Annotated in this window: 9 protein-coding genes and 1 riboswitch; of the genes, 3 read left to right on the top strand and 6 right to left on the bottom strand. The window is 72.9% G+C overall.

Translation table 11 applies throughout. The features are described from left to right. Positions 1-121 precede the first annotated feature (121 nt). Entirely contained in the window at positions 122-1,294 is a 1,173-nt protein-coding gene (locus tag AB0M67_RS25995; RefSeq protein WP_365749241.1) for a cobalt-precorrin-5B (C(1))-methyltransferase, read from the bottom strand. A 35-nt stretch (positions 1,295-1,329) separates the two neighbouring features. On the opposite strand from AB0M67_RS25995, the gene AB0M67_RS25990 reads away from it, so the two are divergent. Beyond that, the gene (locus tag AB0M67_RS25990) at positions 1,330-2,172 is read left to right on the top strand and encodes a cobalt-precorrin-6A reductase (RefSeq protein ID WP_365749140.1); all 843 of its coding nucleotides are present in this window, start codon (positions 1,330-1,332) and stop codon (positions 2,170-2,172) included. Here the strand turns inward: AB0M67_RS25990 and AB0M67_RS25985 are convergent. Genes AB0M67_RS25985 through cobG form a run of 3 tightly spaced genes read right to left on the bottom strand, consistent with a single transcriptional unit; the run spans position 2,112 to position 5,901 of the window. Next, positions 2,112-3,770, bottom strand: a complete 1,659-nt coding sequence (locus tag AB0M67_RS25985; protein ID WP_365749138.1) for a precorrin-2 C(20)-methyltransferase — start codon at positions 3,768-3,770, stop codon at positions 2,112-2,114. The genes AB0M67_RS25990 and AB0M67_RS25985 overlap by 61 nt on opposite strands. Further along, positions 3,767-4,429, bottom strand: coding sequence for a precorrin-8X methylmutase (locus AB0M67_RS25980; protein ID WP_365749136.1), 663 nt, complete (start codon positions 4,427-4,429; stop codon positions 3,767-3,769). The genes AB0M67_RS25985 and AB0M67_RS25980 overlap by 4 nt, the downstream gene beginning before the upstream one ends. After that, on the bottom strand, positions 4,426-5,901 hold the full coding sequence (gene cobG / locus AB0M67_RS25975) for a precorrin-3B synthase (RefSeq protein WP_365749239.1): 1,476 nt from the start codon (positions 5,899-5,901) through the stop codon (positions 4,426-4,428). The genes AB0M67_RS25980 and cobG overlap by 4 nt, the downstream gene beginning before the upstream one ends. 109 nt (positions 5,902-6,010) lie before the next feature. Next, a riboswitch (cobalamin riboswitch) is annotated at positions 6,011-6,165 on the top strand. Between the two features lie 33 nt (positions 6,166-6,198). Between cobG and cobN the strand changes: the two genes are divergently transcribed. Then, complete coding sequence (gene cobN / locus AB0M67_RS25970) at positions 6,199-9,852, top strand: cobaltochelatase subunit CobN (protein WP_365749134.1); 3,654 nt, start codon at positions 6,199-6,201, stop codon at positions 9,850-9,852. Between the two features lie 19 nt (positions 9,853-9,871). Here the strand turns inward: cobN and AB0M67_RS25965 are convergent, their stop codons facing one another. Together AB0M67_RS25965 and AB0M67_RS25960 are read right to left on the bottom strand one after the other, a co-directional pair. After that, entirely contained in the window at positions 9,872-11,848 is a 1,977-nt protein-coding gene (locus AB0M67_RS25965; RefSeq protein ID WP_365749132.1) for an FtsX-like permease family protein, read from the bottom strand. A gap of 93 nt (positions 11,849-11,941) precedes the next feature. Further along, the gene (locus AB0M67_RS25960; protein WP_365749130.1) at positions 11,942-13,657 is read right to left on the bottom strand and encodes a hypothetical protein; all 1,716 of its coding nucleotides are present in this window, start codon (positions 13,655-13,657) and stop codon (positions 11,942-11,944) included. Positions 13,658-13,916: 259 nt separating this feature from the next. On the opposite strand from AB0M67_RS25960, the gene AB0M67_RS25955 reads away from it, so the two are divergent. Continuing rightward, complete coding sequence (locus AB0M67_RS25955; protein WP_365749128.1) at positions 13,917-14,471, top strand: flavoprotein; 555 nt, start codon at positions 13,917-13,919, stop codon at positions 14,469-14,471. Positions 14,472-14,474 lie beyond the last annotated feature (3 nt).

Here is a 14,474-nt window from a genome sequence, read left to right as displayed (position 1 = left end):
GGCCGGGGGCGGATCCTCGTGCGCGTCGCGGGCGCGGTCAGTCGCCCCCCCCGGAGACAGACGCGGCCGGCCCGGTCGTCGAGCGGACGCACCGCGATCCGAAGGGAGTTCAGCTTGTTCTTCACCGGACTCCTTCGTGACCCGGGTCCGTACGCTCTCCGTCGCGTCCCGGGTCCGGGGGATCGCTGCGGCCCACCACCGTGCCCGCCCGGTCGACGCAGATCACGTCCACCTCCACCGGCGCTCCGCGCAGCACCCCCAGCGCCTCGTCCCGTGCCCGCCTCGCGACCTCGTCACCGAGCGGCACGCCGTGGGACTCGCACAGACGGAGCGCCTCCAGGCCCGTGTTCGCCGCCGCCACGCGGTTCGCGAGCGGCGCGTCCGCGCCCGCCGCCAGGGCGAGTTCGGCGAGGAACGCCTTGTCCACCTGGGAGCGGGCCGAGTGGAGGTCCAGGTGGCCCGCCGCCAGTTTGGAGAGTTTGGCGAAGCCGCCGCAGAGGGTGAGACGGTCGACGGGGTGGCGGCGGATGTATTTGAGTACCGCGCCCGCGAAGTCCCCCATGTCCAGGAGAGCGTCCTCGGGGAGGTCGTGGACCGCGAGGACCGTCCTCTCGGACGTCGATCCCGTACAGCCCGCCACATGCGTACGGCCCGCCGCGCGGGCCACGTCCACGCCGCGTCTGATCGAGTCGATCCAGGCGGAGCAGGAGTACGGGACGACGATGCCCGTCGTGCCGAGTATGGAGAGACCGCCCAGGATGCCCAGCCTCGGGTTCCAGGTGGAGCGGGCTATCTCCGCGCCGTTGTCCACGGAGACGCTGATCTCCACATCGCCCGTACCGCCGTGCCGGGCCGCCACCTCCGCCACGTGGGAGCGCATCAGCTGACGCGGGACCGGGTTGATCGCCGGTTCACCCACCTCCAGGGGGAGTCCGGGGCGGGTGACCGTACCCACACCCGGGCCCGCGCGGAAGACGACACCCGCGCCCGGTGGCAGCAGCCGTACGGTCGTACGGATCAGGGCGGCGTGGGTGACATCGGGGTCGTCGCCCGCGTCCTTGACGACGCCCGCCGTGGCCCGGTCCCCGGCGGTCAGGTCCTCCGTGGCCAGGGCGAAGGACGGTGTCTGCCCCTTCGGCAGCGTGATCGTCACCGGGTCGGGGAACTCGCCGGTCAGCAGCGCCGTGTAGGCGGCCGTCGTCGCTGCCGTCGCACAGGCACCGGTCGTCCAGCCGGGCCGGAGGCCGGTGTGCTTGAGTTGGGCGGCGCGCCCGCCCTTCCCGCCGCCAGCCATGTCCGTCATATCAGTCATGGAAAGACCCGCCGACGATGAGTGAACCGACCCCGGCCCCGGCCCCCGCCCTGATCCCGGCCGCTGCCCCGGCCCATGTGCTGATCCTCGGCGGCACGACGGAGTCGCGCCGGCTCGCCGAGCGCCTGTACGGCGACGGCCGCCTCCGCGTCACCAGTTCCCTCGCCGGCCGGGTCGCCCGGCCCGTACCGCCGCCGGGCGACGTACGGATCGGCGGGTTCGGCGGCGCCGAAGGGCTGGCGCGCTGGCTGCGCGAGCAGCGCGTGGACGCGCTCATCGACGCCACCCATCCCTTCGCCGGCACCATCAGCCGCAACGCGGCACATGCCGCCGCGCTCACCCATGTTCCTCTCCTCTCCCTGCGCCGCCCGTCCTGGGTGCCGGTCGCCGGTGACGACTGGCACCCGGTCGGCTCCCTGGCGCGGGCCGCCGAGAAGCTGATCGCGCTGCGGTCCGCGCGGGTCTTCCTCACCACCGGGCGGATGGGGCTCGCCGCCTTCGCGCACCTCGACGAGATGTGGTTCCTCGTACGGTCCGTGGACGCCCCGGAGCCGCCGTGCCCGGCCCGTACGGACGTGCTGCTGGACCGGGGGCCGTTCACCCTCGACGGCGAGCGGGAGATCCTGCGCCGCCACCGCGTCGACGTCGTGGTGACGAAGGACAGCGGCGGCGCCGCCACCGCGCCCAAGCTCACGGCCGCCCGCGAGGCGGGGATTCCGGTCGTGGTCGTCCGCCGGCCGGCCGTCCCGGAGGGGGTGGTCTCGGTGGCGACGGTCGAGGACGCGGTGGAGTGGCTTGCTCAGCTTTCCGGGGATTCCGGGGGCGCCGGGTTTCCCACGGCCCCCGGGCGCTCCGGGTAGCGGCGCGGCGTCCAGACCACCGTCTCGTCCCCGTTCTCGCCCCGCCGCGCCGTCACCGTCCGCGAGGAGCCGACCAGCAGGATCGTCCGCATGTCGACCTGCGCCGGATCGAGATCGGCGAGCCGCACGATCCGTACGCTCTCCTCCGGCCCGCCCACATCGCGGCCGAGGACGACGGGGGTGTCCGGGGCGCGATGCTCCAGGAGGAGTTCGCGGGCCTTGCCGACCTGCCAGGTCCGGCTGGCGGAACCGGGGTTGTAGAGGGCGAGCACCAGGTCCGCGCCCGCCGCCGCGTGCAGCCGTTCGGCGATGACCTCCCACGGCTTGAGCCGGTCCGAGAGCGAGAGCACGGCGTAGTCGTGGCCGAGCGGGGCGCCGACCCGGGCCGCGGCGGCGTTGGCGGCGGTCACGCCCGGGAGTACGCGTACGGGCACGTCCCGGTACGGGTCGGCGGACGCGGCCTCCAGGACGGCCGTGGCCATCGCGAAGACTCCCGGGTCGCCGCCCGAGACCACGGCCACGCGCCGGCCCCGCCGCGCGAGGTCGAGGGCGAACTCCGCGCGCTCCGACTCCACCTTGTTGTCGGAGCCGTGGCGCCGCTGGCCGGGGCGGACCGGAACGCGGTCCAGATAGGTGGTGTAACCGACGAGATCCTGGGCGGCGGCGAGCGCGCCGCGCGTCTCGGGCGTGAGCCACAGCGGTCCGGCGGGGCCCGTCCCCACGACCACCACGTCGCCGGTCCCTTCGCCGGTCGCCTCGCCGGTCGCCTCAGCGGTCGCCTCGTCGGCCGATTCCTCGGCCGCCCCGGGCACGGCACGCGCGGCGACGCGGCTCGGCAGCACCGCCACCGAGAAGTACGGCACCGACTCCGGATCCGTGTCGGCCAGCGCCCCGGTGCGTTCCCCGCTCATCGTGGCGCGCTCGACGTACCGCGCGTCCGCCAGCCGGCCCGCGCGCTCGACCGCCCGCCGTACGGTCGGGAACGTACGGCCGAGCTTCATCACCACCGCCGAGTCCGCCGAGGCCAGCCGGGCCGTCAGCTCCTCCTCGGACAGCGTGCCCGGCAGGATCGTCAGCACCTCCTCGCCCTCGACGAGCGGGGTGCCGAGCCGTGCCGCCGCCGCGCTCACGGACGTCACACCGGGGATGACCTCGGTCGGATAGCGGTCGGCCAGCCGCTTGTGCATATGCATGTACGAGCCGTAGAAGAGCGGATCGCCCTCGGCGAGCACCGCGACCGTGCGCCCGGCGTCCAGATGGGCGGCGAGCCGGGCGGCCGACTCGGCGTAGAACTCGTCCATCGCGCCCTGATAGCCGCCGGGGTGGTCGGTCGTCCCGGTGGTGACCGGGTAGACCAGCGGCTCCTCGATGTGGTCGGGGCGCAGATGCTCGGCGGCGATGGACCGGGCTATGGACCGGCCGTGGCGGGCGCTGTGATACGCGATCACATCGGCCTCGGCGATGATCCGTACGGCCCGTACGGTCATCAGGGACGGGTCTCCCGGCCCCAGACCGACCCCGTACAGCCGGCCCACGCCCGGGCCGGCGTCCGCCAGGACTCCCGCGCCCTGCTCATCCGTGGTGCTCCGGGCGGTCATTCTTCCTCGCTCGCGATCGCGTTGACGGCCGCGGCGGCGAGGGCGCTGCCGCCCCGCCGTCCCCGTACGACCAGGTGTTCCAGGCCGGAGAAGTGTCCGGCGAGCGCGTCCTTGGACTCGGCCGCGCCGATGAAGCCGACCGGCACGCCGATGACCGCCGCCGGGCGCGGGGCGCCGTCCTCGATCATCTCCAGCAGCCGGAAGAGAGCGGTCGGCGCGTTGCCGACGGCCACCACCGCGCCCTCCATCCGGTTCCGCCACAGCTCCAGCGCGGCGGCGCTGCGGGTCGTCCCCAGCTCGGCGGCGAGGGCGGGCACCGACGGATCGGAGAGGGTGCAGACGACCTCGTTGTCCGCGGGCAGCCGCTTGCGGGTGACCCCGCTGGCGACCATGGCCACATCGCACAGCACGGGCGCTCCCGCGCGCAGCGCCTCGCGGGCGCGGATCACCACCCCGGGGCTGAAGGCGAGGTCACGCACCAGGTCGACCATGCCGCAGGCGTGGATCATCCGCACCGCGACCTGCGAGACCTCGGCCGGCAGCCCGCTGAGATCCGCCTCGGCGCGGATCGTGGCGAAGGACTGGCGGTATATCGCCGCGCCGTCCTTCTCGTACTCGAACCCTCTGGGCACTGTGGACACCGTGGTCTTCTCGCTCATCTCGTCAATGGGGTCGTGCGTGCCGCCGCAACCGCGTCGGCGAGTTCCGGTGCCGGTTCCGGTTTCCGTTCCGGTTCCGGTTCCGGTTCCGGTCCTGTGGTGGTGGCGTTCGGGACATCTCCCCGTACCTGTGCCTGTTTCTGTACGTGAACCTGTTTCTGTACGGAGATGTCGTAGCGGCCCTCGCCCTTCGCGACCACATCCACCCAGCGGCCCTGCGGATGGCCGCAGCGGCGCGCGCACCCCGACCAGTACACGGGCAGTCCGCCCGAGCCCGGGGACCCGGCATGGGACACGGCCGCCGCCGCGTCGGACCGTACGTCCGCCAGCGCCTTCGCGCAGCCGGGCCTGCCGGTGCAGGCGCCGACCCCGTACCAGGGGGAGTCGGGGTCGGTGATCAGCCCGGCCGTACGGAGCCGGTCCAGGGCATCGCCGGCCGCGGCCGGGGCCACCCCCGGCACGATCACTCCGCGCCACGGGGTCACCCGCAGCGGTCCGTTCGCCTCCGCCGCGAGCAGCCGCCACCGCGCCACGCTCAACCGGCCGAGGCGCGCGTGGACGGAGAGCGCCACGGTCCCGTCGGGCGACCGTACGGAACCAGGAGTAGGAGGCTCCCCTTCCGGTTCCGGTTCCATGTCCCGCGCGGGCGCGTTCATGTCCCGCGCGGGCGCCTCCGTCGCGTACTCCGTCGCGATCCCGGCGTCCGCCAGCGCCGCCCGTACCGCCGCGTCCAGCCCCCGGCCGTCCTCGGCGGGCAGTTCCCGTACCCGCCAGGCCCCCGAGCCGCTCGCCTCCGCCAGCGTGAGGAACGTCTCCGCCGCCAACAGGGCCGCGCGCGGGGCGTCCTCGGGGGCCACACGGGGACCCGACCGGTTTGCCCCGGTCCGTACGGAAACCGAGCCGTCCCGGTGTGCGAGCAACGTCACATCGGCGCCGAGAGCCGCCACATCGCCGCGTCCGTCGTCCAGCGCGAAGAGAAACCGCCCGGAGAGGGCCGCGGCCCGCACGCTCGCACAGAGCAGTCCGTCCAGCTCGCGCGCCCACGACTGGACGTCCGCGGACGGCAGTTCGTCCAGCCCGGCCAGCGGTGACGCGACGATGTTCCGTACCCGCTCGTGTGTCTCCGAAGGCAGCAGTCCGGCCTCGTGCAGCAGCCCGGCCAGTTCCGTGCCACGGCTTCCGTCCAGGCCGCGCAGCTGCACATTGCCCCGGGAGGTGAGGTCCAGATGTCCGTCGCCGAGCCGCTCCGCCGCGTCCGCCAGCGCCTCCGCCTGACGGGCCGTCAGAAGCCCGGCGGGCAGCCGCAACCGGGCCAGCCGTCCGTCGTCCGCGGTGTGCAGCCGCAGCGCGCCCGGGCAGGCGTCGCCGCGCTCCCGCAGAGGGGCCCGTACGGACTCCCGTACGGCGGCCCGCGGGGGCGCTTCGTCCCGGTTCACGGGTGTTGGCGAGGTGGGCGGCATGGCGGCGAGCATACCCACGTACCCACACCCGCTCCCGTCCCGCCGTCCGGCCGCCGCCGCTCCGTACCACCCCCTGTACCGGCCCGGGTTCCGGGCGCCCTCCCCCGCCCGTGACCTCAGCACTTACTATGCAGACGACGGCCTGCCCAGGCCCGTCAACGCCAGCGACGGCGTCATGGGGAGGAAGCCCGGTGCGAACCCGGCGCGGTCCCGCCACTGTGAGTCCGGCAGCAGCCGGACGAGCCAGGAACTCCCGCCGTCCTCCACACCTCGCCCGGGGCGCGGACCCCGAGGAAGGCCAGACGCCGCATGCTTCTGCTCCTGTCGACGTCCGACACCGATCTGCTGAGCGCCCGCGCGGCGAACGCGGCGGGCGGGCCCGTCCCGTACCGCTTCGCCAACCCCGCCCGGCTCGCGCTCGACGAACTGCCCTCGCTGCTGGAGGGCGCCGACCTCGTGGTCGTACGCCTCCTCGGCGGGCTGCGCGCCTGGCAGGACGGGATCGATCTGCTGCTCGCGGGCGACCGGCCGGTCGTGGTCCTCACCGGTGAACAGGCACCCGACGCCCAGCTGATGGAGGCGTCGACCGTCCCCATCGGTATCGCGGCCGAGGCGCACGCCTATCTCGCGCACGGCGGTCCGGCCAATCTGGACCAGCTCGCGCGGTTCCTCTCCGACACGGTCCTGCTGACCGGCCACGGCTTCGAGCCGCCCGCCGCCGCGCCCACCTGGGGCCGGCTCGACCGGCGCGTCAGGCCGCCCCGCTTCGGCCGTCCCGGACACAGCGTGGGGGAGTTGGCCCCGACCGTCGCCGTCCTCTACTACCGCGCGCACCACATGAGCGGCAACACCGCCTTCGTGGACACGCTGTGCTCGGCGATCGAGGACGCGGACGCCCGGCCCCTGCCGATCTTCGTCTCGTCCCTGCGCGCGCCCGAGCCGGAGCTGCTGGCCGCGCTGCGCGAGGCCGACGCGATCGTCACCACCGTGCTCGCCGCCGGCGGCACCAAGCCCGCCGAGGCGTCGGCCGGCGGCGACGACGAGGCGTGGGACGCGGGCGCCCTCGCCGCGCTCGACGTACCGATCCTCCAGGCCCTCTGCCTCACCGGCAGCCGCGCCACCTGGGCCGAGAGCGACGAGGGGCTGTCCCCGCTGGACGCCGCCTCGCAGGTCGCGGTGCCGGAGTTCGACGGCCGCCTCATCACCGTCCCGTTCTCCTTCAAGGAGCTGGACCCTGACGGTCTGCCGGTCTACATCGCCGACCCCGAGCGGGCCGCCCGAGTGGCCGGGATCGCCGTACGCCACGCCAGGCTGCGGTATGTCACGAACGCCGACAAGCGCGTCGCGCTGGTGCTCTCCGCGTACCCGACCAAGCACTCCCGTATCGGCAACGCGGTCGGTCTCGACACCCCCGCCAGCGCGGTGACCCTGCTGCGCCGACTGATCCAGGAGGGCTACGACTTCGGCTCAGAGCCCGTCCCCGGACTGGCCTCGGGCGACGGCGACGAGCTGATCCACGCCCTCATCGAGGCCGGTGGCCATGACCAGGAGTGGCTGACCGAGGAGCAGCTCGCCCGTAACCCGGTCCGTATCCCGGCTGCCGACTACCGGCGGTGGTACGGCCAACTCCCCGCCGAACTGCGCGAGTCGGTGGAGCGGCACTGGGGACCGCCGCCCGGCGAGATGTTCCTGGACCGCAGCCGGGCCGCCTCCGGCGGGGACCCGGACGGCGACATCGTGCTCGCCGCCCTGCGGCGCGGCAATCTGCTGATCCTCATCCAGCCGCCGCGCGGCTTCGGCGAGAACCCCATCGCGATCTACCACGACCCCGATCTGCCGCCCTCGCACCACTACTTGGCCGCGTACCGCTGGATCCAGGCCGACCGCGAGGACGGCGGCTTCGGCGCCGACGCGATGATCCACCTCGGCAAGCACGGCAATCTGGAGTGGCTGCCCGGCAAGAACGCGGGGATGTCGGCGGCCTGCGCCCCCGATGCCGCGCTCGGTGATCTGCCGCTGATCTATCCGTTCCTGGTCAATGACCCGGGCGAGGGTACGCAGGCCAAGCGGCGCGTACACGCCACGCTGGTGGACCATCTCGTACCGCCGATGGCGCGCGCCGAGTCGTACGGCGATATCGCGCGCCTTGAGCAGCTGCTCGACGAGTACGCCGCGATCTCGTCCATGGACCCGGCGAAACTGCCCGCGATCCGCGCCCAGATCTGGACGCTGATCCAGGCGGCCAAGCTCGACCACGACCTGGGGCTCGAAGACCGGCCGGACGACGACGGGTTCGACGACTTCCTGCTCCATGTCGACGGCTGGCTCTGCGAGGTCAAGGACGCGCAGATCCGCGACGGTCTGCATGTGCTCGGCGGCGCGCCGGCCGGCGAGGCGCGCGTCAATCTGGTCCTGGCGATCCTGCGCGCCCGGCAGATCTGGGGCGGTACGGCCTCCCTGCCCGGTCTGCGCGAGGCCCTCGGGCTCGACGAGTCGGCCGCCACCCGTACCGACGCCGACGAGACGGAGGAGCGGGCCCGCGCGCTCGTCCGGGCGATGGAGGACGCCGGCTGGGACCCGGCCGCGGTGGCGGGCGTGGCCGCCGGCCTCCCCGAGGGCGTCGCGGCGATCCTCGACTTCGCGGCGCGCGAGGTCGTACCGCGCCTCGCGGGCACCGTCGACGAGATCGAGCATGTGGTGCACGCCCTGAGCGGCGGATTCGTACCGGCGGGCCCGTCCGGATCCCCGCTGCGCGGCCTGGTCAATGTCCTGCCGACCGGCCGCAACTTCTACTCCGTCGACCCCAAGGCCGTACCGAGCAGGCTCGCCTGGGAGACCGGCCAGGCCCTCGCCGACTCCCTCCTCACCCGCTACCGCACCGACAACGGCGAGTGGCCGACCTCGGTCGGGCTGTCCCTCTGGGGTACGAGCGCGATGCGCACCTCCGGCGACGACATCGCGGAGGCGCTGGCGCTGCTGGGCGTCCGCCCGGTGTGGGACGACGCGTCGCGCCGGGTGACGGGCCTGGAAGCGATCCCGCTCACCGAACTCGACCGGCCGCGTATCGATGTCACCCTGCGCATCAGCGGCTTCTTCCGCGACGCGTTCCCGCACGCGATCGGGCTGCTGGACGACGCCGTACGGCTCGCGGCCTCGCTGGACGAGCCCGCCGACGCCAACTTCGTCCGCGCGCACGCCCAGGCCGACCTGGCCGAGCACGGCGACGAACGCCGCGCCACGACCCGTATCTTCGGCTCCCGCCCCGGTACGTACGGCGCGGGCATCCTCCAGCTCATCGACAGCCGCGACTGGCGCACCGACGCGGACCTCGCCGAGGTCTACACGGTGTGGGGCGGCTACGCGTACGGCCGGGAGCTCGACGGCCGCCCGGCGCGCGACGAGATGGAGACCGCGTACAAGCGCATCGCGGTGGCCGCCAAGAACACCGACACCCGCGAGCACGACATCGCGGACTCGGACGACTACTTCCAGTACCACGGCGGCATGGTCGCCACCGTCCGCGCGCTCAAGGGCACGGCCCCGGAGGCGTACATCGGCGACTCGACCCGCCCCGAGACCGTCCGGACGCGCACCCTGGTCGAGGAGACGTCACGGGTCTTCCGCGCCCGTGTGGTCAACCCCCGCTGGATCGAGGCGATGCGCCGCCACGGCTACAAGGGCGCCTTCGAACTCGCCGCGACGGTCGACTATCTCTTCGGGTACGACGCGACGACGGGCGTGGTCGCGGACTGGATGTACGACAAGCTCACGGAGACCTACGTCCTGGACCCCGAGAACCGCGCGTTCCTCCAGGAGGCCAACCCCTGGGCCCTGCATGGCATCGCGGAACGGCTGCTGGAGGCGGAGTCGCGCGGGATGTGGGCGAAGCCGGACCCGGCGGTGCTGGACGCGCTGCGGGCGGTGTTCCTGGAGACCGAGGGGGAGCTGGAGGGGGAGGACTGAGTCCGGGGGCGGCGGCCTGTTACGCGGCGCGTCTCGCGAACTGACGGTGGATGCCGGACAACGGACGTGCCGTCAGTGCCGTGGGAACGCAGACGGCCGCGACCACGGCCGCGAGCACCCCGGCCGTCCAGGGCACATCGAAGGCCGGGAGCGCCGGGCCCCCCGTCCCGGCGCTCAGCGCCGCCGCGAGCGGGACCAGACAGGCCAGCGCGGTGACGGCGGCCAGGGCGATACCGACGACCGCCGCGCCCAGGGCCTCGTACAGCACACAGCGCAGCAGCTGGAACCGGCCCAGGCCCATCGCGCGCAGCTGGGCGCGCTGGGAGTGCCGGTCGCGCTGGGCGAGCGCGCAGGTGTTGGCCGCGGCCAGCAGGGCGTACCCCGAGACCACGGCCACGATCAGCCGGACGGCGAGATCGTCGGCCGGATCGCGGGGGTTGAGGCCGTCGAGGTACTCGGCTCGGGAGGCCACCCGCCGGCCGTCTCCCGCCGGCCACGAGGCGACGGCGCCGGTCAGCAGGATCTGCTCGGCGTACGGGGACGCCGTGTGCGCCAGGGCGGTGGAGAGGGGGATGATGAACTCGGGGAAGGCCAGGTCGCGTTCGTAGACGGCGGCGAGGGTCAGCGTTCGCGCGGTGCCGTCGGCCAGTTCGAACCGGACCTGCTGCCCCGTACGCCAGTGATGGCCGTCGGCCCGGGTCGCTCCGGCAGCGAACGTCCCCTCCTTCAGATCGGCCAGACGGCCCTGTCGCGCATCGAGGTCCAGCACCTTCGCCAGCGAGGTGCCGTCGGCTCCCCAGGCCCGCGCGGCTCCGGGCCGGCGGTCGAAGTCGGTGGGAGGCGCGGTGACTTCGGTGGCGATGAGCGGGGTCGCGGAAACCCCCGCGGGGGACGCGGTGGTGACGGGGAGGCGGCTTCCGGGCTCCGCGCTGACCACGCCGTCGGCCCGTAACCCCTCTTCCGTCTGACGCTGGACCGCCTGGCCCATGGTGGCTCCCGCGCCGAGCAGACAGACCGCGACGCCCACCGCCAGCAGCACGGGGACCGCGATGGCGGTGGTGCGGGCGGGGGTCGCCCTCATCCCGGACGCGGCGATGCGGCCGACGCGCCGGTCCAGGACGCGCAGCGCCACCCGTACCGGCCAGGTCAGTGGCGGGACGGCCCAGGGAGCGAGTACGGCGAGCGTGGGGATGACCATCAGGGCCAGGCCCGGTGCGGTGGCCGCCCGCAAGGTCCCGGGGAGGTCCATGAAGGCCATCACGTACAGCAGGGGCAGACAGAGGAGGCCCGCCATGGCCAGCCCGGTCAGCAGCCGGGCCCGGCCGCGTGCCGTCGGGGCCGCGGGAAGTTCCGGATCCTTGAGCAGATCGATCGTGCTGACCCGGCCGGCCGCGAGCACACTGGCCAGAGCCGCCAGTACGGCGACGGCGCCGGTGGCGAGGGAGACCCCGAACCCGGTCGCCCAGATCTGACCGGCACCGGGCAGCCCGGCGCTTTCGGGAAACAGCTCACGCTCCACGAGCAGCCCGCGCCCGAGCCGCGCCAGCGGCACAGAACCCAGCGCGGCCCCCACGGCTGCGGACAGCACGGCCAGCCGCGCCACATCGGCGGCGACCATGCGCCGCAGCCGCCCCGCGGTCACTCCCAGCGCCCGCAGGACGGCGAACTGCCCCAGACGCTGCCCGGTCCACAGCGAAACGGTGGAACCGGTCACCACCACCGCGCACATGAGCAGCAACGACAGCAGCAGGGACAGCACGTTCCGGGCGCCGAGCGCGGCGGCGGCGGCCGGAGAGTTCTCGGGAAAGCCGGACTCGCTCGCGCTGAAGAGCAGGAGCACACAGGCACCCACCCCGGCCGCGGTCACCGCGCACGCCAACGCGACCCCGGCCAACCGCCCGGGAAAGGACCGTACTTCACCGACGAACAGCCGAGTGCCCGCGCGTAAGCCCGATATCGCCTGCTTCTGTCTCCGCTTCTGTCCCCGCTCCGTCATGGCGAGCAAGGCTAGTGCCCCTCCCGGGCAATGGTGTCCGGGATCCGCTCGTGTCTCGTCGGCGCGCCTGCCGGCGAGTCCCGGCCGTGCCGGTCAGGTGGGGATGGGCTTGGTCTTGGTGCAGTTCTTCCATTCGACCCAGGGCCGCGCGCCGCCGTTCTGCGGACCGGTGGCGTACTTGGGGTCGCCGGTGATCGTCTGGTTCTTCTCCTCGTGGGTGATGTCGATCCCGAAGATCTTGAAGCCGAAGCTGACCTGCCCGGCGGAGATACCGAAGCCGATGCCGAGCGAGGCGTTCCACCAGTCGGTGTTGGCCTTGTAGTCGAGCTTGCTGAGCTTTCCCTTGTCGTGCAGGAGCCGTTCGAGGGGGCTGGCGTCGGAGTCGGGTACTTCGGCCGCGTCGGAGGGGGAGGGGAGCGGGTTGCTGGCGGGGTCGTCGCCGCGTCCGCGCAGCCAGTCCTCGACGGTGGTGCTGTCGGCGTCGTTGTCGAGGATGAGCTCGGCCGACTCGGTGTGGATCTCCGAGTTGGTCGATCCGCCGCCACCGCCGACGTCGATCGTCACGGGACCGGCGTTGGCACCTGCCTCGACCTTGACGCCGCCGCCGCCCCCGGCCTCCTGGCTGGTGGTGATGACCAGCTTCTCCGGGTGGTGCGGGGCGCCGTCCTTCTCCTCCTGGTCATAGGCCGCGGCGTCGTAGGTGACGGCCACCTGCTGCATCCGCTCGCCGGTGGCGACTCCGCCCGTGCCGGCCGAGCCCTTGACGGTGAAGGTGTAGATGAAGGTGATCTTCCCGGCGTTCGGACCGTTCTGGGCGCGCATGACGACGACGTCCTCGGTCATCGTGCCGTTGAGCACTTCGCCGGAGATCTTGCCGAGATCCTTGGGGCCGTCGCTCTTCCCGGCGTCCTTGCCGCCCTTGCCGTTGCCCTTGAACTTTCCGCCGAAGCTGGCGTTACCGGACGCCTCGACGGACGTCTTGGTGATGTCGACGTCGGGCGCCCTCTCCGGATCGAGGTCGGGCTTCTTCTTGTTCGCGTGGTAGCCGCAGATCATTCCCAGCTCCGAGGAGCGCGGTCCCGCGGGCCGGCTGTTGCAGTCGTCCATCGCCTTGAGATATTCGGCGAACTGCTGGGCGTCCTCCAGGTTGGCCGCCAGGTCCGCCTGCGGATCGCCGCTCTTGTTCCCGTTGAAGAGCCACTGCCCGCCGCTGCCGCTGCCCGCCAGATACGTGCCGCTCAACTTGGCGCTGCCGCCCCAGTCCTTCAGGCCGGGGATGCCCGCGGAGATGCTCGCCGTGACCCCGCCCGAGGTCTCGGTCACCCGTTCCAGGGTGACGGTGCCGTCGGACCACTGCTGGAGCTTGACCGTCTCCGACGAGCTGATCTTGATGAAGATGATCTGGATGACGACGGTGGTCTTCGTCTGGTCCTGGGACAGCAGACACCGTGCGGGCTCGAACGGGTCGCCGTTGGGTACGAAGGGATCGTCGGGGCCGCCTCCGCCTCCGCCCCCTCCGTCGCCTCCGTCGCCCTTCCCGTCGCCAGCGTAGTCGCCGGAGGAGCAGGCCTCGGCGCCGCTGAGTGGGTGAAGTATTCGGCACACCGCGCTCTTCAGCCCGGTCGCCGTGTCGGCGGGCACGCTCAGACCGACGATCGCCGCCACGACCAGTGACACGACCCCGACCATCGCGGCGTACTCGGCCCCGCCCTGACCCCGGTCGAGGCGCTCTCTGTCGACCAGCCCCCGGCTTCGCCTATGCCATCTGCGCAGCCCGTCATTGCCCCTCATGCCGCTCATGCCGCTCATCGGCTCTCCTCGCCCCACACCGTCCGCCATCCCCCGAGCGAGAGCAGCGTATGGATTGGGCCGGGCCCAAACGCAGGGTCCCCGGGCCCAGTTGAGGGGCCCACTCTCAGAGCCGCGCACCCCCTCCTACCTGCGGAAAGTGTCGTCCGACGGTCGGTTGGATGAACTCTGCGGGGACGCATCGCGTCTGCCGCGGACGCGGTGCGCGCGAGGCCGTCCCGTAACCGTCAACGCCCTTCCGGCCGTTAGGGTCGGGAGCATGACCGCGGAGAAGCCGTTCCTTTATGTCGTCGTATGCGCGTCCGGCATCGCGGGCGACGTCGGCAACCTGATCACGGCTGCCCAAGAGGCGAACTGGAACGTGGGTGTCATCGCCACCCCACAGGGCCTCGGCTTCATCGACGCGCGGGCGGTGGAGACACAGACCGGCTATCCGATCCGCTCCGCCTGGCGCAGCCCCGGCGACCCACGCCCGCTACCGCCCCCGGACGCCATCGCGGTCGCACCGGCCACCTTCAACACGATCAACAAGTGGGCCGCCGGGATCTCCGACACCCTCGCCCTGGGGATTCTCTGCGAGGCATACGGACTGGGCATCCCGACCGCGGCGCTCCCGTACATAAACGCGGCCATGGCCTCCCACCCCGCGTACGCCAGGAGCCTGGAGCGACTGCGGGAGATGGGCGTCCTGGTGGGGTCGTACCGGCCCCACGAACCGAAGGCGGAGGGAGAAGCGGACCACTTCCGCTGGGAGGAAGCGCTGGAACTACTCGCTCCGGCCATATCGGCCCGGACCGGACCTAGCCGCGCTTGATTG

The organism is Streptomyces sp. NPDC051662 (genome assembly GCF_040681655.1).
In the GTDB taxonomy this organism is placed as follows: domain Bacteria; phylum Actinomycetota; class Actinomycetes; order Streptomycetales; family Streptomycetaceae; genus Streptomyces.
The sequence above is the reverse complement of the archived record's forward strand: the minus strand, read 5'-3'. Positions and strand labels throughout refer to the sequence as shown.

What these genes read in the sequence shown, in the direction of transcription:
- AB0M67_RS25980 (WP_365749136.1), bottom strand. Translation starts at nt 4,429, where the DNA reads ATGAGCGAGAAGACCACGGTGTCCACAGTGCCCAGAGGGTTCGAGTAC.
- AB0M67_RS25990 (WP_365749140.1), top strand. Translation starts at nt 1,330, where the DNA reads ATGAGTGAACCGACCCCGGCCCCGGCCCCCGCCCTGATCCCGGCCGCT.
- AB0M67_RS25995 (WP_365749241.1), bottom strand. Translation starts at nt 1,294, where the DNA reads ATGGCTGGCGGCGGGAAGGGCGGGCGCGCCGCCCAACTCAAGCACACC.
- cobG (WP_365749239.1), bottom strand. Translation starts at nt 5,901, where the DNA reads ATGCTCGCCGCCATGCCGCCCACCTCGCCAACACCCGTGAACCGGGAC.
- cobN (WP_365749134.1), top strand. Translation starts at nt 6,199, where the DNA reads ATGCTTCTGCTCCTGTCGACGTCCGACACCGATCTGCTGAGCGCCCGC.
- AB0M67_RS25965 (WP_365749132.1), bottom strand. Translation starts at nt 11,848, where the DNA reads ATGACGGAGCGGGGACAGAAGCGGAGACAGAAGCAGGCGATATCGGGC.
- AB0M67_RS25960 (WP_365749130.1), bottom strand. Translation starts at nt 13,657, where the DNA reads ATGAGCGGCATGAGCGGCATGAGGGGCAATGACGGGCTGCGCAGATGG.
- AB0M67_RS25985 (WP_365749138.1), bottom strand. Translation starts at nt 3,770, where the DNA reads ATGACCGCCCGGAGCACCACGGATGAGCAGGGCGCGGGAGTCCTGGCG.
- AB0M67_RS25955 (WP_365749128.1), top strand. Translation starts at nt 13,917, where the DNA reads ATGACCGCGGAGAAGCCGTTCCTTTATGTCGTCGTATGCGCGTCCGGC.